The organism is Novosphingobium sp. PP1Y, from assembly GCF_000253255.1.
Taxonomy (GTDB): Bacteria; Pseudomonadota; Alphaproteobacteria; order Sphingomonadales; family Sphingomonadaceae; genus Novosphingobium.
This window is the reverse complement of the sequence record NC_015580.1, coordinates 1,382,519-1,404,745: the sequence shown is the minus strand read 5'-3', so window position 1 is coordinate 1,404,745 and position 22,227 is coordinate 1,382,519. Positions and strand designations below refer to the sequence as shown.

At 64.6% G+C, this 22,227-nt stretch carries 16 protein-coding genes; 4 read left to right on the top strand and 12 right to left on the bottom strand.

The window, feature by feature from the left end; genetic code table 11:
• Positions 1-64 precede the first annotated feature (64 nt).
• Positions 65-2,413 (bottom strand): TonB-dependent receptor, encoded by a 2,349-nt coding sequence (locus tag PP1Y_RS12695; RefSeq protein ID WP_232512668.1) that lies wholly within the window; start codon positions 2,411-2,413, stop codon positions 65-67.
• A gap of 257 nt (positions 2,414-2,670) precedes the next feature.
• Here PP1Y_RS12695 and PP1Y_RS12690 point away from each other — a divergent pair, with 257 nt between their 5' ends.
• Positions 2,671-3,102: a MarR family winged helix-turn-helix transcriptional regulator gene (locus PP1Y_RS12690; RefSeq protein WP_148274967.1), complete on the top strand. Its 432-nt coding sequence runs from the start codon at positions 2,671-2,673 to the stop codon at positions 3,100-3,102.
• 14 nt (positions 3,103-3,116) lie between these two features.
• Here the strand turns inward: PP1Y_RS12690 and PP1Y_RS12685 are convergent, their stop codons facing one another.
• Together PP1Y_RS12685 and PP1Y_RS12680 are read right to left on the bottom strand one after the other, a co-directional pair.
• A complete protein-coding gene (locus PP1Y_RS12685) occupies positions 3,117-5,210 on the bottom strand; it encodes an acetate--CoA ligase family protein (protein WP_013832601.1) in 2,094 nt (697 codons plus the stop codon).
• 28 nt (positions 5,211-5,238) lie between these two features.
• Positions 5,239-6,093 (bottom strand): p-hydroxycinnamoyl CoA hydratase/lyase, encoded by an 855-nt coding sequence (locus PP1Y_RS12680; protein ID WP_013832600.1) that lies wholly within the window; start codon positions 6,091-6,093, stop codon positions 5,239-5,241.
• A gap of 315 nt (positions 6,094-6,408) precedes the next feature.
• On the opposite strand from PP1Y_RS12680, the gene PP1Y_RS12675 reads away from it, so the two are divergent.
• From PP1Y_RS12675 to PP1Y_RS12665, 3 genes are read left to right on the top strand one after another with little or no spacing between them, the layout of a single operon-like run.
• Complete coding sequence (locus PP1Y_RS12675; protein ID WP_013832598.1) at positions 6,409-6,912, top strand: 2Fe-2S iron-sulfur cluster-binding protein; 504 nt, start codon at positions 6,409-6,411, stop codon at positions 6,910-6,912.
• Positions 6,909-7,895 carry a xanthine dehydrogenase family protein subunit M gene (locus tag PP1Y_RS12670; protein WP_013832597.1) on the top strand — a complete coding sequence of 329 codons (987 nt, stop codon included), beginning with the start codon at positions 6,909-6,911 and terminating at the stop codon, positions 7,893-7,895. Before PP1Y_RS12675 ends, PP1Y_RS12670 begins: the two co-directional genes overlap by 4 nt.
• The gene (locus PP1Y_RS12665) at positions 7,892-10,090 is read left to right on the top strand and encodes a xanthine dehydrogenase family protein molybdopterin-binding subunit (protein WP_013832596.1); all 2,199 of its coding nucleotides are present in this window, start codon (positions 7,892-7,894) and stop codon (positions 10,088-10,090) included. Before PP1Y_RS12670 ends, PP1Y_RS12665 begins: the two co-directional genes overlap by 4 nt.
• Before the next feature lie 192 nt (positions 10,091-10,282).
• Here PP1Y_RS12665 and PP1Y_RS25340 read toward each other — a convergent pair whose 3' ends face one another.
• From PP1Y_RS25340 to PP1Y_RS12615, 9 genes are read right to left on the bottom strand one after another with little or no spacing between them, the layout of a single operon-like run.
• Positions 10,283-12,940: a CocE/NonD family hydrolase gene (locus PP1Y_RS25340; RefSeq protein WP_065762410.1), complete on the bottom strand. Its 2,658-nt coding sequence runs from the start codon at positions 12,938-12,940 to the stop codon at positions 10,283-10,285.
• Complete coding sequence (locus PP1Y_RS12650) at positions 12,919-14,076, bottom strand: CaiB/BaiF CoA-transferase family protein (protein ID WP_013832594.1); 1,158 nt, start codon at positions 14,074-14,076, stop codon at positions 12,919-12,921. Before PP1Y_RS12650 ends, PP1Y_RS25340 begins: the two co-directional genes overlap by 22 nt.
• On the bottom strand, positions 14,073-15,104 hold the full coding sequence (gene dctP / locus PP1Y_RS12645) for a TRAP transporter substrate-binding protein DctP (protein ID WP_013832593.1): 1,032 nt from the start codon (positions 15,102-15,104) through the stop codon (positions 14,073-14,075). Before dctP ends, PP1Y_RS12650 begins: the two co-directional genes overlap by 4 nt.
• Complete coding sequence (locus tag PP1Y_RS12640) at positions 15,101-16,387, bottom strand: 2-hydroxyacyl-CoA dehydratase subunit D (protein ID WP_013832592.1); 1,287 nt, start codon at positions 16,385-16,387, stop codon at positions 15,101-15,103. The genes dctP and PP1Y_RS12640 overlap by 4 nt, the downstream gene beginning before the upstream one ends.
• Positions 16,384-18,468, bottom strand: a complete 2,085-nt coding sequence (locus tag PP1Y_RS12635; RefSeq protein ID WP_041558832.1) for a CoA transferase — start codon at positions 18,466-18,468, stop codon at positions 16,384-16,386. Before PP1Y_RS12635 ends, PP1Y_RS12640 begins: the two co-directional genes overlap by 4 nt.
• Positions 18,465-19,346 carry a hypothetical protein gene (locus PP1Y_RS25990; protein ID WP_013832590.1) on the bottom strand — a complete coding sequence of 294 codons (882 nt, stop codon included), beginning with the start codon at positions 19,344-19,346 and terminating at the stop codon, positions 18,465-18,467. Before PP1Y_RS25990 ends, PP1Y_RS12635 begins: the two co-directional genes overlap by 4 nt.
• A gap of 3 nt (positions 19,347-19,349) precedes the next feature.
• Positions 19,350-20,657, bottom strand: a complete 1,308-nt coding sequence (locus tag PP1Y_RS12625) for a TRAP transporter large permease (protein ID WP_041558831.1) — start codon at positions 20,655-20,657, stop codon at positions 19,350-19,352.
• Positions 20,654-21,106, bottom strand: a complete 453-nt coding sequence (locus tag PP1Y_RS12620) for a TRAP transporter small permease subunit (protein WP_041558830.1) — start codon at positions 21,104-21,106, stop codon at positions 20,654-20,656. Before PP1Y_RS12620 ends, PP1Y_RS12625 begins: the two co-directional genes overlap by 4 nt.
• Positions 21,103-22,209 (bottom strand): CapA family protein, encoded by a 1,107-nt coding sequence (locus PP1Y_RS12615; protein WP_013832588.1) that lies wholly within the window; start codon positions 22,207-22,209, stop codon positions 21,103-21,105. The genes PP1Y_RS12620 and PP1Y_RS12615 overlap by 4 nt, the downstream gene beginning before the upstream one ends.
• Between the last annotated feature and the right edge of the window lie 18 nt (positions 22,210-22,227).

The following is a 22,227-nucleotide window of genomic DNA, read 5'->3' as shown; positions in this document are numbered from 1 at the left end:
GCCCTGCCTAGCCGACAGGATACCGGGCCGCGGCGATCAAGCGAGATCGCCAGTCAGGTGATGATCAGAATTCATAGCCGACCTGCATGTACCACGCGCGCGGCCGGGCATAGATCACTTCGGCATAGCCCAGCGTCGCAAGCGAGGCATTGCCCTGAACCTTGTAGTGTTCATTGAACAGGTTCTGGACTCCAGCCTGGACCGTGAGCCCCTTGCCGTCCTGCGCCAGCGTGATCGACGCATTGGTGACCGCATAGTCGCCCTGTTCGATCTCGGGCACGCTGCCGGTGATGAAGGTCGTCTTGGTCTGGTAGCTGACGTCCACGCGCGGGGTCAGGGTCCAGTTGCCCAGCATGACTTCATAACCGATGCCCAGGTTACCCTGGAACGAGGGCGTGAGCGGCAGTTCGTCACCCGGCGCGATCGTCGCGGTTGCGCCAGGGATTGCGGTAACCGAACGGATCTGGTCATCGAGGTGGCTCAGCCCCGCATCGATCTGCAGGCCCCAGGCCGTGTGATAGCTGAATTCAGCTTCGAAGCCCTGCATGCGCGCCTTGCCCGCATTGAACAGCAGCGGCACCGGGCCCTGGCGGAAGATGAGCTGGATGTCCTTGTAGTCGGCGCGGAAGGCAGCAAGATTCAACCGGACATCGCCCAGGTCAAACTTCGCACCCACTTCATAGCTGGTCACCTTCTCCTCGTCGAAGGGTACCGGCACGAAGCCCGGCGGCGGTGCGTTGTAGCGGGTATTGAAGCCGCCCGACTTGAAGCTGTTGGCATAAGACACATAAGTGCTCAGCCAAGGCGCCACGTTGTAGCGGATGCTCGCCGACCCGGTGAGCGCGGAGAAGCTCTTGCGATAGGGACGATAGTATATGTACAGCGGCCCGCCATCGGGGATTGCCTCGGTCGGGATCGGATCGGGGTCCGGCAGCGTCGCGGGGAACAGACTGCTGACGTTGCCGATGTAGGACTTCTTGTCCTTGGTGTAGCGCGCGCCGACCGACACTTCGAGATCGTCGGTCAGCTCGTAGGAAACTTCACCGAACCCGGCGACCGAATCCGTCTTGAGATCCGAGAGCTGAAGGTCGCGGCTGCCCGGACCGCCAGTGAGGACAGAGGAAATGACAGGCGGCGACGGCGGGAAAGCCAGCAGCACCGTGGCCCGCTCGAAGCTCTTCTCGTTGTAGTAGAACCCGCCCACGATCATGTTCAGCCGATCGAAATCGAACTGGAACTGGAACTCCTGGCTGAACTGCTCGGAACTGGTGGTGAGATCGGTGGTCAGGATGTCGAACGGCGTGTTGTCGGCATCGCGCACACCGCGCGACTTCGTCTTGCGATAGGATGTGATCGTCTTGAAGCTCAGCCAGTCGGACAGGGTTGCCCGAGCGGTCGCGGCAAGGCCCCAGGTCTCGGAAGTGCTGGTGACCGGCGCGGTGCCGCCATTGGTGAACTTGCCCAGCGCCTGATAGTCGTTGGCGCAGCGCGCATCGTCGATCGAAGGCACGAAAGGCGCGCCAAACCGGGGATCGCCGGGTGTGAGCGGCGCGAACGGAATGGTCGCGCCCGGACAGCCCGCCCCAACGCTGACAATAGCCGGAACCGGCGCATTCTCGTTGATGCCAGCGAATACGAACGGCGCGCCGTTCTCGTCGCGCTTGTTGTAGTCGCCGCGAATGAACAGGTCGAAGTCGCTCGACGGCTCCCACTTGATCGAACCGCCAAGGCTCCAGGAATTGTCATTGCCCAGATCGAGTCCGTCATAGACACGCGTGACATAGCCGTCGCGCTTGCGAAAACCGCCTGATACGCGCGCCGCAACCGTTTCGCCGAACGGCAGGTTCAGCGCCGCGAAGCCTTCGCGCAGGTCGTCGTTGCCGATGCGCACCCGCCCCTTGCCGCTGAACTCACCGAGTACCGGCTGCTTGGTGCGCACAAGGATGGCGCCGCCGATCGTGTTGCGACCGAAAAGCGTACCCTGCGGCCCGCGCAGAACTTCAACGCCGGCGATATCGCCGAAGTCGATTGCCCCGCCTACGGCCCGGCCCACATAGACTTCGTCGATATAGATGCCCACGCCCGGATCGACCGCAGCGGTCGGGTCCAGCTGACCGATGCCGCGAATGAACACGACGGTCGCCGCGCTGTTGCCCGACAGCTGCCCGGCAGACTTGAACTGAAGACTGGGGGTTACCCGCTCAAGGTCCTGGGTCTGCTGGATCTGCCGGCTTTCCAGCATCTCTGCAGACAGTGCCGTTATCGCGACAGGCGTTTCCTGAAGGCTTTCCTCACGCCGTCTTGCGGTGACGACGATAATGTTCCCCGCGGCCTGATCGCGTCTGGCCTGCGTGTCTGCGTCGCCTTCCTGGGCCAACGCGGGCGCGGCCAGCCCGACCGCTGCCAGCGACAAGCAAGTCGATGCTGCATAGAATGCCCGAATGAATTTAGAATGCTTTTGCATGCCCACCTCCCTTGAATTCGGGCATTTTGCCCGATGATGCGCTTTTATGGCCTTTGGCCACTGTTCTTATTTATAGCTATTGGCTATAGCAATATCCTGCTAAGCGCAAGGATAAAACATGGCCACCCAGCTTGACAGTCTTCGCTTCGTTGTGAACGAGCTTTAACACCGCAACTTGGCGCCATGCGCAGGGAGATACCGAAAACGTGGCAGACGACGTGACCGACCCGCTGGAAGAACGGCCGGGTTACCAGCTGAAGCGCGCTGCAGCAGCTGCAATGAGCGATCTCAACGATCGGCTTTCGATGCTCGACCTGCGCCAGGTCGACGCGTCGGTCTTGATGATGATCGATGCCGAACCCAACGTGATCGCCAGCCATATCGGCCGTGTCCTCGACATCAAGAGCGCGAACATGGTGCCCCTGCTGCGGAGGCTCGAGGAACGTGGGCTGATCGAGAAGGTCCCGCTCGACGGAAAGTCGCACGGGCTGCACCTGACTGTGGACGGCGAGACCATCATGGCCGATGCCCGCGCGATTCTGGACCAGTTCGAATTCGACCTGCTGGAACGTATTCCCGCCGAACATCGCGAACACCTGGCTCCGGCGCTACGGGCGATCTGGCACACCGAGGACTGATCGCGCTCGCCGCCTCAGGCGACGAGCATCAACGCATCGAGCACCGACAGCCCCTGCCCTTCATCGTAGAGCATCACGGGATTGAGATCGATCTCGAGGATGCGATCGTTGCCCTCCATGACCCTGCCCACCGTCTCGGCGAGGCGTGCCAGCGCCGCAACATCGCGCGGCGGGGTGCCGCGAAATCCTCGCAGCAGGGGCGCCTGGGCCAGGCCGTGAATGGCAGCGGCGATCGCGTCGACACTCTCGCCCGGGGTGATCAGCGTGACATCGCCAAGGATTTCCGCGGTAACGCCGCCGAAGCCGACCAGAACCACGGGCCCCCATTCGGGATCGCGCTTGGCGCCGACGATCATCTCCGTTCCGGGCTCCCCCATGGCTTCGATCAGCACGCCGTCCAACGCGATCGTGGGATCGTAGGCCGCCACGGCCTCGTACATGGTCGCCCATGCCTCGCGAACGACCGTCTCGCCCGCGAGCCCCAGCCGGACTCCGCCGGCATCGCTCTTGTGCCCCAATGCCGAAGCCTGCGCCTTCATCGCCACACGCCCGCCAAGCGCGGCAGCGGCAGTCACTGCCTCATCAGCACTGGCGGCGAAGCGGCCTTCCGGAAAGGCAATTCCCGCCCCTGCCAAGATCTGCTTGGCACGATATTCCGGGATCGTGCCGGCCTCGAGACCGGCAAGCGGCAAGGGGGCGGCCAGTGTCGCGCCAACCCTGGCCTTGCGATGGGTGAGACGCGCAATCGCCCGCAAGGCACGCTCCGTGCTCGGAAAGCAGGCGATGCCCGCAGAACGCAGACGCTCCAGCCATTCGCGCGGCACCTCGGCACCTTCGTCAAGCCCGGCGAACACGACAGCTTTGCTGCTTTCGCGCCCTTCGAGGGCCTTGAGCAAGGCGGGAAACTTCAAGGCACAAGTCGTCGCATCGGTCTGGATAAGCCCGACGAGGATGGCGCCGACGCGATCGTCGACCAGCAGCGCCTCAATGGTCTCGGTGTAGATCTGCGGCTGCGACAATCCCATCGCCGTTATGTCGAGCGGATTGGAGACCGGGACGAATTCGGGCAAGGCCGCCCGGAGCGCGGGACTGTCGGCATTGCCAAGCGGAGCCAGGGCAAGGCCCAATTCTTCCGAGAGGTCTAGCGTCAACGCCTTGAAGGCACCGGACTCGCCCAACACCGCAGCGCCCGCTTCCGGCAGGCCCGGCGAGCGGACCGCGATTTCGGATACATCGGCCAGTTCCTCCAAAGTCTCCGCCATGACGACCCCGGCCTGCTCGACCATCGCGCGCATGACCTTGTAGTCGCCCGCCATGGCCCCGGTATGGGTCGCTGCGCTTTCCCGCGCGGCGCTGGACCGCCCCGGATGCAGCAGGACAACTTCCTTGCCTGCCGCACGCAACCGTTGGACCGCCTGCAGAAAGGCGCGCGGCTGGCGGAAATGCTCGACGATCATGGCGATGACGTGAGTGTGTGCATCGTCGACGAGCCAGTCGAGATAGTCCTCAACCCCGCTCGCCGCCTCGTTACCGGTCGAGACCGTATAACTGATACCCAGCTCGCGCGACTGCAGCATCGTGGCCAGCACGGCAGCCATCGCCCCGCTCTGCGACACGACTGCGATCCCGGGGCCCTGCGGCGGTTGGCAGCGCGTTTCCACGAAGGTCAGCGGCACCTTGTCGACGTGATTGACACAACCGAGGCAGTTGGGCCCTTCGACGACAATGCCATGCCGTTCCGCAATCGCCGCGATCTCGCGCTGTTCGGCAAGACCTTCCTCGCCATCTTCGGCAAACCCGGCAGAAAAGATGACGGCCGCGCCAACACCGCGGTCGGCCAGCCCCTTCAGCGCCGGAAGAATGCCCGCGCGCGGAATGGCGAGGACAGCGCAGTCGACGCCCTCGGGCAAGTCCTCGATCCCTGCATAGCACTTGCGCCCACCGATCTCGTTGCGCTTGGGATTGATGGGGTAGATCGCCCCATCAAACCCGTTGCGCTCGAGGTTTGCCAACATCGAGGCTCCCAGCGCACCGGGCTTGTCCGATGCGCCAACGACGGCGACGGATCGCGGCCTGAGCAACCTGTCGATGATCTTCGGGCGCTTCATGTCTCGCACCTCTCCCGGATATGATTTCTTAGTCCAACTTGCTCTTGTCGAAGGCGCCCAGCCCCGGCTTGTACGACTTTTCGTCGAGGAACTGGCGGGTCGCCTCCTTGCGGCTCTGCTTGCCGCCGAAATCGTTCAGAGCTTCCTGCGTCCGCACGAGGTAGTCCTCGGCGTTGTCGTAAGTCATTTCTCGCACCCGGCGGATCGCCCACTTCGTGGCGCGAAGGGCGTTGGTGTCCTTCTTCTTCAGGCTGTCGCAGACTTCCTGCACGCGCGCCTTGAGCTTGTCGTCCGGCAGGCACTCGTTGACGAGACCCCATTCGGCTGCCTGTTCACCGGTCAGGTTCTCACCCATCATCGCATGGTACATCGCCCTGCGGAAGCTCAGCAGCTCGGCAGCAACCTTGCTTGCCCCGCCGCCGGGCAGGATCGCCCAGTTGATCTCGGACAGGCCGAATTGCGCAGTCTGTGCGCAGAAAGCAAGGTCGCAGGCGAAGAGCGGGCCATAGCCACCGCCGAAACACCAGCCGTTAACCATCGCGACCGTGGGCTTCTCGTACCAGCGCAGCCGTTCCCACCAGCCATAGGCTTCCCGCTGGGATTGGCGAATGGCACCGATGCCCTTTTCCTCGTTCATGCGGAAATATTCGAGCAGGTCCATGCCCGCAGACCAAGCCACGCCCTCACCGGCGAGGACGAGAACCTGAACGTCGTCACGAAACTCGAGTTCCTCGATCACGCGCATCATCTGGCGGTTGAGCTTGGGGCTCATGCAATTGCGTTTGTCGGGGCGATTGAAATAGACCCACGCAACACCGTCCTCGATGTCGTAGCGGACGGTTTCCTCTTCAGGACGCGGATCTGGTTGTGATGGCTTAGCCATGGATCATCTCCCTAAAATGCCGAACGCATCGGCCCCTATAGCACAAGTACTAGCCAAAGTTTTTGCTATGATCAATAGCTATTTTGCATATCAATTTTCCAGCCACGACAATTCCCGGCGCAAAGGCGAAGGCTGTGGTGGACCGAAGGTGCTCTCCGGCCATGAATGGGAGGATTGAACCACGCTTGCTCCGCTGAGGTGCCCTTAGCCCGGGCCGGCCGGGCTTTGCGCCCCAACCTGCGCCACGAGAGGCAGTCGTGATCGTTCAGGGAACTTCCGCAGGGCCTGAAGCTTTGTCCGAACAAGGAGAGCGTCATGGCCATCACCATCAATTCGCAAAGCCACGACTTGCCGGGCGATCCACGCATCACCCTGCTCGACTTTCTCCGTGACCACCTGGGCCTGACGGGAACCAAGAAGGGTTGCGATCACGGGCAGTGCGGGGCCTGCACGGTCATCGTGAACGGGCTGCGGATCAACAGTTGCCTCTCCCTGGCGGCGCTGCACGATGGCGACAGCGTAACGACGATCGAAGGCATCGGAACCTTGCAGGCCCCTTCCGCGCTGCAACGCGCCTTCGTTGAGCATGACGGTTTCCAGTGCGGTTACTGCACTCCCGGGCAGATCTGTTCGGCGACGGCGCTCCTCGACGAAATCACGATCGGCTGGCCAAGCGATGCGAGCGATGACCTGAATGGCCCGGTCACCCTCACCCACGAAGAAATTCGCGAACGCATGAGCGGCAATCTGTGCCGCTGCGGCGCCTATGCCAACATCGTCGAGGCCATTCTCGCAGCTTCGTCGGCGGAACCGGCATGAAGCCTTTCGATTTCCAGCGCGCCGAAAGCCTCTCCCACGCCGCGCAACTTTGTGCAGCGGACACCGCCTCGCCGATTGCGGGCGGTACCAATCTGGTCGATCTGCTCAAGCTCGAAGTGACCGCGCCGGACACGCTGGTGGACGTCAATCGCCTGCCGATGAGCGATATTGCCGGGCTCGACGGTGGCGGCCTGCGCATCGGTGCACTCGCGACGAATACGGCCGTGGCGGTGGATGAACGCGTCCGCTCGGACTGGCCTGTGCTGTCCCGGGCGATACTGGCCGGTGCGACGCAACAGCTTCGCAACCGCGCAACCACCGGTGGCAATCTGTGCCAGCGCACGCGCTGCTATTACTTCACCGACACCAGCCAGCCCTGCAACAAGCGCGCCCCCGGATCGGGCTGCGGCGCCATCCCCGGCATCGCGAGGCTCCATGCGGTACTCGGCTCCAGCAACCAGTGCATCGCCACTTATCCCGGAGACATGGCCGTGGCGCTTGCGGCGCTCGGCGCCACTGTCGAGATCGCGAACGGCGACCATGAGTTCAGAACGGTACCGGTGCGTGAATTCCATCGTCTGCCTGGCGACACGCCCTGGAAGGACAATGTATTGGAAGCTGGCGAAATCATCACCGCGATAACCCTGCCGCCCCCGGTTCCCGGCAAGCAACTCTACCGCAAGGTTCGCGAGCGTTCCTCCTACGCTTTCGCGCTAGTCTCGGTTGCCGCCATCGTCGACATGGCCGAGGGACGCATCGCCCGCGCCGAACTTGCCTTCGGCGGCCTTGCCCACAAGCCCTGGCACGATCCGCGCCTGTCCGAACTGCTGATGGGAAAGACGCCCGACGAAGCTCTTTTCGAACAAGCCGCCGACCTGCTGCTCGAAGAGGCTAAGGGTTTTGGCGAGAACGATTTCAAGATTCCTCTCGCGCGCCGGACCCTCAAGGCCGTGCTGGGCGATGCCACGGGAGTTGCACTGTGACCGTTCATTTCCGTCAGGACGAACCCGACAACCGCAACCTGCTCGACAGTTTCGGGCAGAAGATCATCGGCAAACCGCTGTCGCGGCCGGAGGGTCTGGCCAAGGTCACCGGCACGGCGCCCTATTCGGCTGAATATGTCGTCCCCGGGTGCCTGCACGGTGTGCTGGTCACCGCACCTTTCACCAAGGGCCGCATCTCGCGGATCGACAAGGAGGCAGCCCTGGCGATGGATGGCGTCGTCGCAGTCATCGACGATGAGCGCATGACCGTGCGCCCTGCCCAGGGCACGGCCGGAAAAGCGCCGAAGCAAGACCCGCGAGAGATCGCCTACCATGGCCAGCCGATCGCTCTCGTCGTCGCCGAGACTTTCGAACAGGCGAGCCACGCGGCAAAGCGCCTGCGGTTCGACTTCGAGGCGCAGGACCCAGCCGAGTTGCCGCTCGATCCCGCCGCAGTCGACGCCAAACTAAAGAAAGGTGGGACACAGACAGGCGATCTCGCACACGCCATGGCCACGGCTGCGCACAGCGTCGACCTGACATACACGACCGAGGGCCACGCCAGCGCTGCCATGGAACCGCACGCCGCCATCGCCAAATGGGACGGCCAGAAGCTGACGGTTTATGCCTCCCTGCAAATGCCCAATTACAACATCGCCGAACTCGCCGATGCGCTGGGACTGGATGAGGACGCCATCCGCCTTGTGGCGCGTTACGTGGGCGGGGGCTTCGGCTCAAAGCTTGGCATCAGTCAGGAAACCCTGGCCGCCTCGCTTGCGGCGATGGAACTGCAGCGGCCGGTCCGGGTTATCATGACCCGCAGGCAGGTGTTCCAGACAATCATGCGCCGCTCCGAGACGCAGCAACGCCTGCAACTGGCTGCCGATGCTGAAGGCAGGCTGACAGGCTTCGGTCACGAGGCGCGCGTTTCCAACCTTCCCGCAGAACCCTTTGCCGAACCGGTGCTGCAGTCCAGCGCCTTTCTCTATGGCGGCGAAAACCGTCTGCTCCAGCTCGAAGTCGCGCGCGTCCATCGCATGACCGCCGGATCGGTTCGCGCGCCGGGCGAGGCGGTCGGCATGCCGACGCTCGAAGCGGCCATGGATTGCCTTGCCGAAAAGGCGGGGATCGACCCTGTGGAACTGCGTCTTCGCAACATACCGGACAAGCACCCAACCCAAGACCTTCCGTTCACCGCCCACGGCCTCGCCGAGTGTCTCACGAAAGGTGCAGAAGCCTTCGGGTGGGACCATGGACCGCGCAAGCCCCGTCATCGGCGGGAGAGCGAATGGTGGATCGGCACCGGCATGGCCAGTGCAGCGCGGGTCCACAATGTCGCCGAGGCCAAGGCAAGCGTCACGCTCAATCCCGACGGCACTGCCACGGTCCAGAGCGATATGACCGACATCGGCACCGGCACTTACGCCATCCTTGCCCAAATCGCGGGAGAAATGCTGGGTCTGCCCGGCGAGAAGGTGCTCGTCGAACTGGGCGACACTGCCTTTCCCCGCGGTCCCGGGTCGGGCGGAAGCTGGGGCGCCGCCTCGGTAGGATCGGCGGTGTCGGTTGCCTGCGAGGAGATCCGCAACCGGCTTGCCGGAAAGGCAGGCGTTTCGCCGAAGGATCTGAAGCTGGAGGACGGAAGGATCGCAGGAAGTTCCGGCCGACCGATCGGCGATCTGCTTGAGGGGCAGCCGCTTTCGGTAGTCGGTCATTACGAGCCAGGCGCGATCTCCGAAGACTTCGCGGCATCAAGTTTCGGCGCGTTCTTCACCGAAGTGCGCGTCAATCGACATACCGGCGAAGCGAGAGTCTCACGAATGCTGGGAGCCTTCGGCATCGGCCGCGTGCTGAACGCCAAGACCGCGCGCTCCCAGTGCATCGGCGGCATGACCTGGAGTATCGGCGCCGCTCTGACCGAGGCGCTGCTGTTCGACCCGCGCAACGGCCACCTCGTCAATTGCGACCTCGCCGAATATCATGTGCCCGTCCACCGCGACGTTCCCGACCTCGAGGTGCTGATGCTGGAGGAGCGCGATCCCGCCGCCAGCGCCATCCAGGCAAAAGGCGTGGGCGAACTGGCCATGTGCGGGGGAGCCGGCGCGATTGCCAACGCAATTTACAACGCCTGCGGCGCACGCCTGTTCGACTTTCCGATGACCCCCGACAGGGTACTGGCGGCGCTGCCCGATTGACCGTCAGCTGCAGGCACCCATTCAGTATCTGCGCGCCCGTTACCGGTCAGCCCATGCCTCGCGGTGGGCCGAATGCTACCTCTCCCCGGCCAAGAATCATGGCACCATCGCGCGCGGGATCACGCGCGGGACAAGTCGTCGTAGTACAACGCCCGAAGCGCCGCATGAACGGGGCGCTTCGGGCAGAAGGGATCACGGCTTCGCGGGAAATTGCTTTCGCTTCACAGTCCAGCCAGGCGTCTTGCAAAGCCCGCAGTCTTGCCCGGTAAACATCAGTCCGGCCTGCCTGTCGCCCTTCAACTGCCAGTTCAGCCATGTGGCACCCACGCGCGCCCATTCGCCACCATCGGCCAGCGCAAGCGTCCCGCCATGGCCGACCGGCAGATTTGCCAGCATCACCGGGACATGTGCAATCCGCGCGAAGTCGTCGGTGCCGTTGGGATAGGCAATGTCGGTCGGACCGCCCAGGATATAGGCGACGGGCGTGTGCAGCCGCTTGAGGTCGTCCTTGACGATCTTCACCCCGCTCAGGCCCGACCCGGTTCGATTGTAAACCCCGCTGCCGAAGGCGATCACCGTGTCGACGCGCGGATCGGCGCCCGCGGCCAGCGCCTGCAAGCCACCGCAGCTATGCCCCGTGGCGGCGATCCGCGTCGTATCGATATGACCGTATAGCGGATCGGCTGGATCGGCATTGACGCGTTCGGCCCAGTCGATCGCGTCAAGCATTTGCGCGGCCGAGGTTTCGTCGGCCTTGCGCTCGGCCTCGGTCGGCATGCGCATGGGCCCCTCACCCGGCTGCGGCAGGGCGGCAAGCACCGGGCGCTCCTGGCGCGGGGCGCCGTTGGCGATAACGAGATAGCCGTGGCTGGCGAATTCCTTGAGCGCATGTCCGGCGCTCAACCCGTCGTCGCGGCAGCCGCCATTGCCCCACAGGACGAGCGGCAGTTTTCCTTCCGGCAGAACTTGCGGACGATAGATCGTATAGCCCGGCGCATCGGCGCGTGCCTGCGCCACCGCCGGATAGGTGCCGCGCCCACCCGGCCCGCCGATCTGGCCGGAAATGGCAGCGTCGTGCGGTTCGCGCAGCGGCAGGTCTATGCGCGAGCCGGACTGCCAGCCGCGCTCGATTTCCAGCACCGGCGGCGGGTCCTGCCGCACCTCGGCCAGGTTGCGCTGACGCGGATCTGCTCCGGTCATCACGAAGCGCAGCCGATAACCCGGCTCGATGCGGTGAGAGAGCGGCATCATGGCGATTTCCATGCGAGCGGTCTCGCCCTTGCCCAGCGGCGAGACGTCCTTGCGCAGTCCGCTATGCCAGGGCAGTCCGAGGTTGTCCCATGGCGCCGGAGCGATCGCGCGGTGCGACAGCTTAAGCCGCCCGAACGAAAGCACTTGCGCCGCCCCGCCCGGAGATACTTCCTCCAAATAGACGAAGACATCGGCATCGGGACGGTCCGACTGCAACTGCAGATGCGCCAGCGGATAGCCGAGCAGGTCCACCGGATGCTCGAGCGGGGCACTGGTATAAGTAATCCCATGGGCGTCGAGCGGTTCGGGCCAGAACGCGAAATAAGCGTCATTGGCTACATCATAATCGACCGTGAACCGGTCCGTACCGCTTTCACCGGGGCGGGAAGAAAGCGCGCGCGCGCCATCCATGTCGCCCCCATTCAGATACCACGACCAGGTGGTCGAACCGGCGCCAGGCAAGGCGTCCTGTCGCACGTAGTGACCCTCGGCATTGCCGTCGGCCGACCAGAATGTCACCGGCGGCTGCGCGGAAAATCCGTTGTCAGCGCCCTTCAGGTAGTAATCGAAATAGCGCGTGATCTCCCCGGTGAAATCGAAGCCCGGCGGCGGCACGCAGTGGCTCCCGGGGCCCACCAAGAGCCGACTGCCAAGGTTCTTCGCGGCAACCAGGACCTGGCTCGTCGGTTCGTCCTTCCAGTTCCCCCACATGTAGGTCGCAATGCCCGACTTGCGGATCGCATCGGCGTAGCGCCAGATCGCCACTTCGTTCCAGAAGTCGTTGCCCGTCAGCGGCGACACGCTGTCACGATAGGGCATGGAGTACCACAGACCGCCCATCGAAGTGTTCGCGGCATGCTCCGCCACGGCCTTGCGCAGCATCGCACCGTCGGGATCGGCGTCGACCGGCACGCTGGCAAGATCGACCGTCGGCGGCTCGTCAGGCCGGGTATTGAACTGCGCGGTCAGGCCGCCCCGGCGCACGAAGGCATATTTGTCCCAATCGGTCGCGCCAATGAACGCGGCCTTGAGCGAGGGCGGCGCGGTACTGACCGTGTGCATCGTCGTGCCGCCCAGATAGGAACAGCCGATCATTCCGACCTTGCCGCTGGAAAATGGCTGGTGCGCCAGCCACTCGACGAGGTCGTATCCGTCGCGCGCCTCGGTACGGTCCTGGAAGCCGCGGCGATGGCCGAAGGAGGCCCCTTTGCCGCGGATGTCGGCCACGGCGACGACATAGCCTGCCCGCAGCAGCGAGCGCAGGGCCAACTGGTCGCCCAGTGCGGCCTCGACGATCTTGCCGTCCTTGTCCTTGTAGCGTGCGCGATAGGGCGTGAAGGCGAAGATCACCGGCAGTTTCTCGTCTGTGACGCCGTCTGCATTGGCGGGACGATAGACGTTCATGGCCAGTTTCGTGCCGTCCCTGACCGGCACATAGAAGGAACTGCGCGTGTAATCGGGATAGTCTTCGGCCCGCACGCCCGAAGCGACAACAAGGGAGCCGGCGGCCAAAGCGGAGAGAAACACGGTCGTCCTGCGCCAAAGCCGATGCGCACGGCCCACCCGGAATTCACCTGTCATTGCCCGGATGCCAGCCATTGCAGTATCTCCTCCCGGTGTTGATCAATTGTCGGCGGAGCCTCGTTCGTACCCGGTTGCCCCGGCCGCATGCGGAAACCCGCGTTGGGTACCGAGACCCGGTCGCCTCCCGGCAAACCCGCGATCGACATCTCCATCAGCGCGTCGGGGGTGGCGAGGCTCGCCGCTTCACCGACCCGGCGGATCTTGCCGCAAGGGATGCCTGCATTGCTAAGGTCCCGTTCCCAATCGCCGGAATCGCGAGTCAGGAAGATCGCTGCCAGTTCCCCGTGCATCGCATCGAAGTTGGTCCGGCGCGCATCGGCCGTGGCGTAGCGCGGATCGCTGAGCCAGTCCTGCCGCCCGAGTTCGCGTGCGAGCGCGGCGAACTGGTTCTCCTGCACTACGCCAAGCGAGACGTGCCGCCCGTCGCGCGTTTCGTAGAGCGCAGCGGTCGGCAATTCGCTGTAGCCGGTGTTGCCGAGCCGCCGCAGCGGGCTACCGGTCACGAGATAAGGCGTAAGTGCGGAAGTCATGAAGGCCAGGCTCGCGTCGAGCATCGATACGTCGATATAGGCACCCTCGCCGGTCCGCTCTCGCTGCAACAGCGCGCCCAGGATCGCGACAGCCGCGGTCTGGCCAGTCAGCGTATCGACGATGGGGAAGCCCACGCGCACTGGCGGATCGCCCTCCGCGCCGCTCAGCATCATCATACCGCTCGTCGCCTGAACGATATTATCGATGGCGGGCCAGTCGCGTTGCGGGCTGTCCTGGCCATATCCCGAGACGGAACAGAAGACGATACCGGGCCGAATGGCCCGCACCGCTTCGTATCCGAAGCCGAGGCGGGCGATCACGCCGGGTCTGAAGTTCTCCAGTAGTACGTCGCTGCGCGCGACGATTTCCCGCGCAATTTCAATGTCCTTCGGGTCCTTCAGGTCAAGCGCAATGCTCTTCTTGCCAACATTGGCCGCGATAAAGGCCGGGCTCATTCCATCGTACTGGCGGTTCGAGCCGTAGTTGCGAAACTGATCCCCATTGGGAGATTCGATCTTGATCACTTCCGCGCCCATCAGGCGCAGCAGGTGGCTGGCGAAGGGGCCCGCCATGACATGGCTGAAATCGGCCACCCTCATCCCGGCTAGCGGCTGCGTCATGAGCGACCTCCACACTTGACCCGATTGCGGGCGACAAGACTTTCGCGAGCCACGCGATAGGCTTTCATTCCATTGATTCCGTATTGTTCGAGCGAGCGCGCGGTCTGTTTTGCCTCGCGCAGATAAAGGGCCTCGAACCGCGCCTGTTCAGCTGGTTCGGCCGGACTGTCGACAATGATCCCGCGCCCCGCCGCCTTGCCTGCCGCTGCAGCAGCGCGGTTCTCCTGGGCAAGCGCCTGCTCCCAGACACCAATGCCTTCTTCCAGGATTTCCCGCTGCGAAGGATCAAGCGCGTTCCAGGCATCGAGGTCCATGGCGCGCCCGGGATAGGCACCGCGCGGGATGCGCAGTTCGAAGAAATAACGCGTCACTTCCGCGAAATGAAGCGAACGCAAGGTATCGGGTGGAGCGACGACGCCGTCTATCACCCCCTTGGCAAGGGCGCTGTAAACCTCGCCCATCGGCAAGTCGACCGGATCGGCACCGAGTGCCTGCAGAATCGGCAGCAGTTCGGTCGGCGCCCTTATGCGCAGGCCCTTGAGGTCTGCGAGATGCTCGACCTTGCGGTTGCGCGTCAGGATGCCGGGCAGCACCCCGCCCTGCACGGCCAGCACTTTCAGCCCGGTCAGCTCGCGCGAGAACTCGGGCACTGCACTCGCCATGCAATGATAAAGCGAGAGCTGCGATTCAATCGTATCCGCCCCGCTGTAGAAGCCCGTCTGCGTGCGAAGCAGATGCGTGCCGCCGCGCGAATAGATCGGGGTGATCAGGCCTATGTCGGCCACCCCATGACGGATCTCCTCCATCGACATGTCGGAAGACAACAAGGCCCCCGACCAGATCGGGCGGATCACCAGCTTGCCACCCGAGCGCTTCTCGACAAAGTCGATCCAGCGCTGGTCGGCCCGGCTAAAGGGATGCGAAGGCGGATAAGGGGAGGCATAGACCAGCTCGGTCACGCCCTGGGGCAAGGGCCGGGAACAGGACGCCAGCAAGGCCAGCGCCAGCAAGGCGGCCAACCGCTTCATGCCAGCCCCTTGTCCCGCAGAAAGTCCTCGACCATCGCGACCATCCGGTCATGATCCCAGATCTTGGCGTCGACCATGTCGGCATCAATCATCAGTACAGGTACGCCGGCCTTCTCCAGCGCCAGCGCGGTCAGCTTCGTGCCCGATTGCGAGAGGCGGTTGTCAGGCGGGAGCAGGATCACCGCCGCATCGATCCCGCAGCGCTCGGCTTCCGCGGTCATCCAGCCGCTCATCCACGGCGGCAGGTGCAGCGTTTCATTCATCGAGGCAACGCGGCTGGCGAGGGCCTCCATCGGCCGCCCCTTGATATCGCGGATATAAGCGGGCCCGGCAAAGGGCATGTACATCGACCAGACGAATACCGCGCCGAGATTTTCCTCAAGCGCCTGGTAGAACCCGGGATCGTGCCATACCCCCGCGCCGATCCACATCAGGCGCAGACGCTCCTGCGCAGCGGCGCCCTGCCCCTTCGCAATCCGCTCCAGAACCTCGTCCCGGAATTCGCGGGCATGGGCAACTGCCCAATCCGATCCGCGATGCCACTGCGGGATCATCGTATTGGGCATCTGCTCGGCAATGGAGACCGGACACGGCCGCGCCTCGCCGATGGCGCGGGCGGCTTCCCAGATATAGCCCTCCTGTTCGTTGATCCGCTCCATCAGCGTCTCGAACCTGGCGGCGTCGAACTTACGGCCCGTGCGTTCTTCCAGCAGGGCGATCAGGTCTTCCATCTCCCGCACCATCTGCGCGATCCGATCGGGCTGGTAGATGCGTTCCCAGTCGGCCTTGGCGTTTGCGTACCAATCCTCTTCCTTATGCTCCCAGGCGGGCGCTTCCATGGGGAAGAACTCGCTGCCCAGTTCCTTCGCCCAAAGGCCGAAGACATGCTGGATGCAATCGCAGGTCAACCGCGCGACCAGCACCGTCGGGGTCGGCAGCCCACCCCAGGGCGCTGTCTCCGGTTCGTTGGCGAGCGTGCAGGCAAGGCCGAGCGAGCAATACTTGCAGCTATTGGCGGGAAAGCCCTTGTCCACCATGGCATCGAAATAGCGGCCGGAAAGCTGCTTGGCGGAAATGTAGGCGGACCACCACTGGTTCGTGACGATGGGAATGCCCATCGCGTGAAACAGCTCGTGCGGTGTGTCGGCCTGGACGATGGCGTAGGGTTCCTGATCGTCGACGACGCGGCGGCGCAGGTCCTGGCCGAAAGCCTTCTGGTAGGCCGTTGCCTTTTCGGTACAGGCAAGAACCTTGCGGCTGCGCTGGTTGGCGGATTGGCTCAATGGAATACTCCGTCGTCATCGAGGCGGGCGATATCCGCCACCGAGAGGCCCGAGAGACTGCGGGCGATTTCATGACTGTGCTCGCCCATCGACGGCGCGCGGAAAGGCTGCATCCGGTCTCGCGAAAAACGCATCGGCGTCGCCACGTGCCCGAACCTGCCGAGCAACGGATGATCGAGGTCCCACAAGACCTCGCGGGTCGCGATCTGAGGATCGCGCTCGATCAGGTCCTCGCAGTCCTGCAATGCGCCGGCGGCTATGCCCGCGGCCTGCAGCTGCGCGGCGATGGCGTGGTCCTCGCGAATGCAGGTCCAGGCGGCGATGTCGGGGCCGGCAATCTCCAACAGGCGGCTGTGCTCCTCAGGCGTAAAGGCGCTGATTGCCACCCAACGGTCTTGCCCCGCGGCGGGGAAGACATCCTGGAACGGTACTGCGGGATCGGCGTTTCCCAGCCGCCGAGGATGCTGCCCCGCTCGCGCCATCGCCAGGAAATCGCGCATCTGCTGGACGCAGATTTCATACATGGAAGCATCGATGTGACCCCCCTGCCCGGTCTCGCGGCGGCGTTGCAGCGCCGCGGCCACATGGCCTGCCATGACGTAGGGAACGATCACGTCACCGTAGGGCACCGCGCCCGGTATGACCGGTTCACCGTCCGGATAGCCGGTCAGGAAGGTACGGCCGGACAAGGCTCCACCGGTTCCGTCGACACCCCATTCCTGCGCCAGCGGACCGGTCTGGCCGAAGACGCTCCCCGAAACCATGACGATACCCGGATTGCGCGACGCCAGCCGGTCGTAGTCCAGCCCGAGCTTGGCCATCGTCCCGGGCGAGAAGTTCTCGACCACCACGTCCGCCCAGTCCACCAGGGGATCGAGCACTTCGCGCGATGCAGGTTGCTTGAGATCGAGTGTCAGACTGCGCTTGGAGGTATTGAGGTTCGCGAACCACGGCTTGTCGTCGAGACTGGTGGCCGAAGATGCCGCCACCTGCACGTCCATGCGCGCAAGATCGGGCCGGTTACGGGTCTCGATCTTGACCACTTCCGCACCAAGATCGCCCAGCGTCTTGGTGGTGATCGAGCCGACCAGCGCCCAAGCGAAATCGAGTATCCTGACGCCGGAAAGCGGCCCGGACCGCGTGCCCGCATGGATTGCCGGAGCCGCAACGGCGGCACCGTCCCGCACGAGCGCAAAGCGCTCGGGCAAGCCGCTCGGCGTATCGAGGAAGCCGCGGGCGGCGAGATGCGCATCATGCAGGACATCGGACGGTTCGTTCACGACGCAGGCGTTGATGCCCCTGCGGCGGCCCTCCTCGGCAATCTCCGCCTTGGTGCGCGCGGCGAAGAAGCGGGCCATTGCCGCTTCCCACTGGGCGCGCGTCTCGGCCGGAAGGGTCGAGCGGTTGTATGCCAGCCAGTCGACCTCGCGCATGGGATTGTCGCAACCGGTCTCGTCCATCCATTGCGACAGTGCGCGGTTCGCAGGCGCGCCCAGCCGCCCGGTCATCAACGCGTGGAAACACCAGCCGTCGGCGAGCTTCCAGATCACCCGCACTTTTGCGCGGCCATAAGCGATGCACCCGCCGGCCCGATCGAGCTTGCGCTTGTCAAACTGCCATACGAGGATGCCGTTGACGTTGCGGCTCATCGCCACTTGCTGGATCGATACGTCGACGTGCTGGCCCTGCCCATGTGTGCCACGCGCGAAGTGCGCCGCCATGGCTCCGGCCGCCGCGACCATGTCGGCGTGAAAGGTACAGGCATCGCCCGCTTCCTTCACCGGCTTCTCGCCTAGCTCGCCGGTCAGGCGCAGCGCGCCGCCCATGGCTGAGGCCACGAGTTCCCCGCCGCGCCATGCCGAACGCGGACCACCCGAGCCGAAGGCAGTTACCGAGACGTGGACGGCATCGGCAGGGATTCCCAAAGCCGCGGTCGCCTCAAGACCAAGATCGTCGATCACGAACGATGCGTCTTCCACCGATCCGCCCAATTCGGCGCCAAGCGAGGCGAGATAGCGCGCAAGCGGACGATCGTGCATTGAGCCCAGCACGGCCACGCGATGTCCGGCCAGCAGGCTCATGCGTTCACCTCCATGAGAAAGGCCTCGATTTCCGCGGCGGCTCCGTCGCGCCCCAGCCAATCGCGGCGAGTGAGGATGAGGGAGGGCAAGCCCGAGGCTTCGATCGCAGCGCGCTCGTGCGGCAGGTGCCAGCACTGCGCCTCGTCTTCCTCGATGCGCCAGAGGACGACTGCCGCAGCGTCGCTTGCAGCAAGTCCGGCGCGCAGCGTCGCCGCCGGATCGGCAAAGCTGCGCGGTCCTTCGGCACGGACATGAAGCTTGCGGCCGAGGGCGGCGTAGGGATTGCCGCTCCCGCGCTCTGCAGGTGCGCCAAGGTCGGCCCATTCCTGCGCGAGCGTACGCCCCGCAGCGCGAAATCCGGCCCTGGCGACCGCATCGTGCAAACGCATGTCGGGCGGATTGCTCCCAGCCAGCAGGCAGACGCGGCCCTCGCCCGGCTCTGCACTCTCACCGCCCGCTGTATCGTGGCTTGCGACGATGGCCTCTTCGAGATCCGCTTCGCTCACGCCCAACCGCTCGCCCATCTCGCGCAGCTTATCGACAGTCCGGTCCAGGCTAGTGCGCCGCGGGATCTTGGCAATGTCGAGGATGATCGCTTCGGGGCCGCCCAGCTGCCCCAGGCGCTGGAGTTCGCAGACGTAGTAGTAAAGGCGCTGCGAAGTATCGTCCGCGCGGCTGAAAAGCACCTGGTCGAGATCGTCATAGGCCCCTTGCGCCCAGCTCTCCAGCACGCTCCGCGCCCAGGGAGCGAACTTGTTTTCCAGCCAGCGGTCGGCGAGCGGGGTCTCCAGGTCCGGATCGAAGCGGATCGCACCGGAATTGCGTCCGGTCGCATTGAGCAGTTCAATCGGCAGATTTGGGCCGGCGATTGCAATCATCGGTCAGGTTCCAAGCATTTCTGGCAACCACAGGACGATTGCCGGGAAGAGGATAATCAGAAGCAGGTGCAGGAAGTCTGCCGCGAGGAACGGGAGCACCCCGCGAAAGATGCTGGAGATCGAGATCTCCTCCGCCACGCCCTGCATGACATAGAGGTTGATGCCGAGCGGCGGGGTCAGGAAGCCGACTTCCATCGCGCGAACGAGGAAGACGCCGAACCAGATCGCGCTCATTCCGGCGCCTTCGACGATCGGCAGAAGGATCGGCGTCATCAGTAACATGAGTGCCAGTCCGTCGAGCACGGTGCCGAGCACCAGCAGGACCAATGCCACCAGCACGAGCGTGCCGAATGTCCCGGTCCCCAGCCCAGCCACGAATGCGCCTGCCGCGTCGGCTAGCCCGGTCACGCCAACGAAGACCGAAAAAATCAGCGCACCGATCACGATCAGGTAGATCAGCCCGGTGGTGCGCAGCGTCTCGCGAAAGGCGGTGAAGAGGCACTCGAGACTGAGCTTGCGGCGCAGCGCAGCGATGGCGAGTGCCCCGGAGGCACCGATGGCCGCCGCTTCCGGCGGGCTGAACCAGCCCACCGCGATCCCGCCAATCACCAGGAGAACAAGGACGAGGATTTCCCAGATTCGTGCGAGCGCACGAAAGCGCGCAGGCCAACTGGCCCGCTCGCCTGCAGGACCCAGTTCGGGCCGCAGTCGCACCAGGAGCGCGACGACCGCCACATAGAGCAGCGCCTGCGTGATCCCGGGGACGATGGCAGCGGTAAACAGGCGTCCGATCGATTGCTCCGCGACGATGCCGAACACGATCAGGGCGCCCGAAGGCGGGATCATCTGGCCCAGCGTGCCACCCGCAGCGATGGTTGCGGTCGAGAGACGGTCGTCGTAGCCCCGCTTCTTCATCTCGGGATAGGCGACGAGGCCTACGGTCGCGGTCGTTGCCAGGCTCGAGCCGTTAATCGCACCGAACCCGCCACACCCGGCGATGGAGGCATAGGCCAGTCCACCGCGCCGATGGCCGACCAGCTTGGCCGCGGCATCGAACAGGTCGCGACTGGCATCCACCGCGAAGAACAGATGCGCCATGAACAGGAACAGCGGCAGCGTGCCCAGCTCGTAGCGCGTGAGCGTGTCGATGACGATCACACCCGCCTTGATCAGACCGGCCTCCGGACCGATCACGAGCATCAGGCCGCCGAGCCCGACAAGCCCGAGCACGGCGCCGATCCGCCCGCCCGCCAGCAGCAGCGCGAAAAGTACGAGGATGCCGACGAGGCCGCTTGCCGCAGTATCGATCATTCACCGGCCCTTCGCACGATGCGCAGCATCAACACGGCGCAGATGGCAAGCAGGCAGGCGTTGGCGAACAGGCGCAGCACGCGCCACGGCACGCCAAGCAGCTCGCTCTCCTCGTGCGCGTTCCACATGTCGACGGAAAGCCAGATCGATCCCACCAACAGGGCAAGGACGAAAAGCAGCGTCAGCCCATCCGAACAGCGGTCCGCCAGCGACCGCCAGGAGGGCGGCAGGCGGTCGACGATGAGCCGCACCCGGGCATGGGAACGGAATATGGTCGAGACCACCAGCCCGATCGAGCCAGACACCAGTACCGCAGCCTGCATCAGTTCGATGGATCCGGTAACCGGCAGGCCCAGGTGGCGGCCCAGCACGGCGAGCGTATCTATCGCCGTGGCTGCCAACAGCGCAGCGCCGCCCAGCCAGATCACGATCTTGAAACTCGGGTTCACGAGACGGCTTCCACCCTGCCCTTGTCGTTCACGGCGATGGGGGGCAAGCCGGCGTCGCGCGTGATCTTCTCGAGATAGTCGGCAATGGCGCGGGCGCGTGGCCCAGCGGCAAGGACCGGACGGCCCGGCGCTTCGACATGCACCGGCACGATGGCAGCACGCGGTGGGCCATCGCCCAGTGCGAGGGTGCCGATGAAGGCATTTACCGCCTCGGGATGGAACGGCGCGAGGTAATAGGCCGGGTCGGGTTCGAAACCGAACAGCTCGCGCCGCCGAGTTGCCCATTCCCGCCGCGCAGCGTTGTCCTGATCGGGCGAGAGGGCGCGCGTCACGACGCAGCCGTTACCGAGGCCGTGAAAGATGGGCCGGCCGCGGTGGAACTCGATCCCGCGCACGATGTGCGCATGATGCGACACGACGGCATCCGCGCCGCCGTCAACCGCCAGACGGGCCACCTCGCGCTCATAAGGGGCGACGAACGAGGGCGTGTGAACTTTGCCCTTGTGCAGGGCGACGATCACGAAGTCCGCCACCTTGCGCGCCTCTGCGATGTCCTCGGCCAGCATTTCGGCAACCGTCGCCGGAACGCCGACGATCTCGGACATGGGTGCAACCGGCGCCCCGTCGCGGGTGTCCAGCGGCAGATAAGCGCAGCCCGCGGACCTTTCCTTGGCCCATCCCGCCTGCGGACCGACGCAATTGTAGCTGAGCAGGGCAACCCTGCGGCCCTTGGCCTCGGCCACGGCCGGGGTGCGGGCGCGGGAAAGGTCCGCCCCTGCCCCGGCGTGACCGATGCCGAGCCGATCGAGTTCCGCAATCGTATCGGCAATGCCCTGCGCGCCGCAGTCGGCCATGTGATTGCCTGCAAGGCTGACCATGTCGAACCCTGCCCGCGCCAGCGCGTCGAGGTTCTCCAGCGGCGCGCCCGGCGCGGGAACGTCGCCTTCCAGTTGCTCGGCACTCACGGTGTGCGGCACTTCAAGATGGCCGATCGCGAGATCGGCCTCCTGCAGGACCGGGGCGATCTCCGCGAGCCAGTAACCGGGATCGGGTTCATCCAGGACCAGGTCGCCGGTCACGGCCAGGGTAATCGCCTTCGTCATGCCTTCACGCTCTCCGCC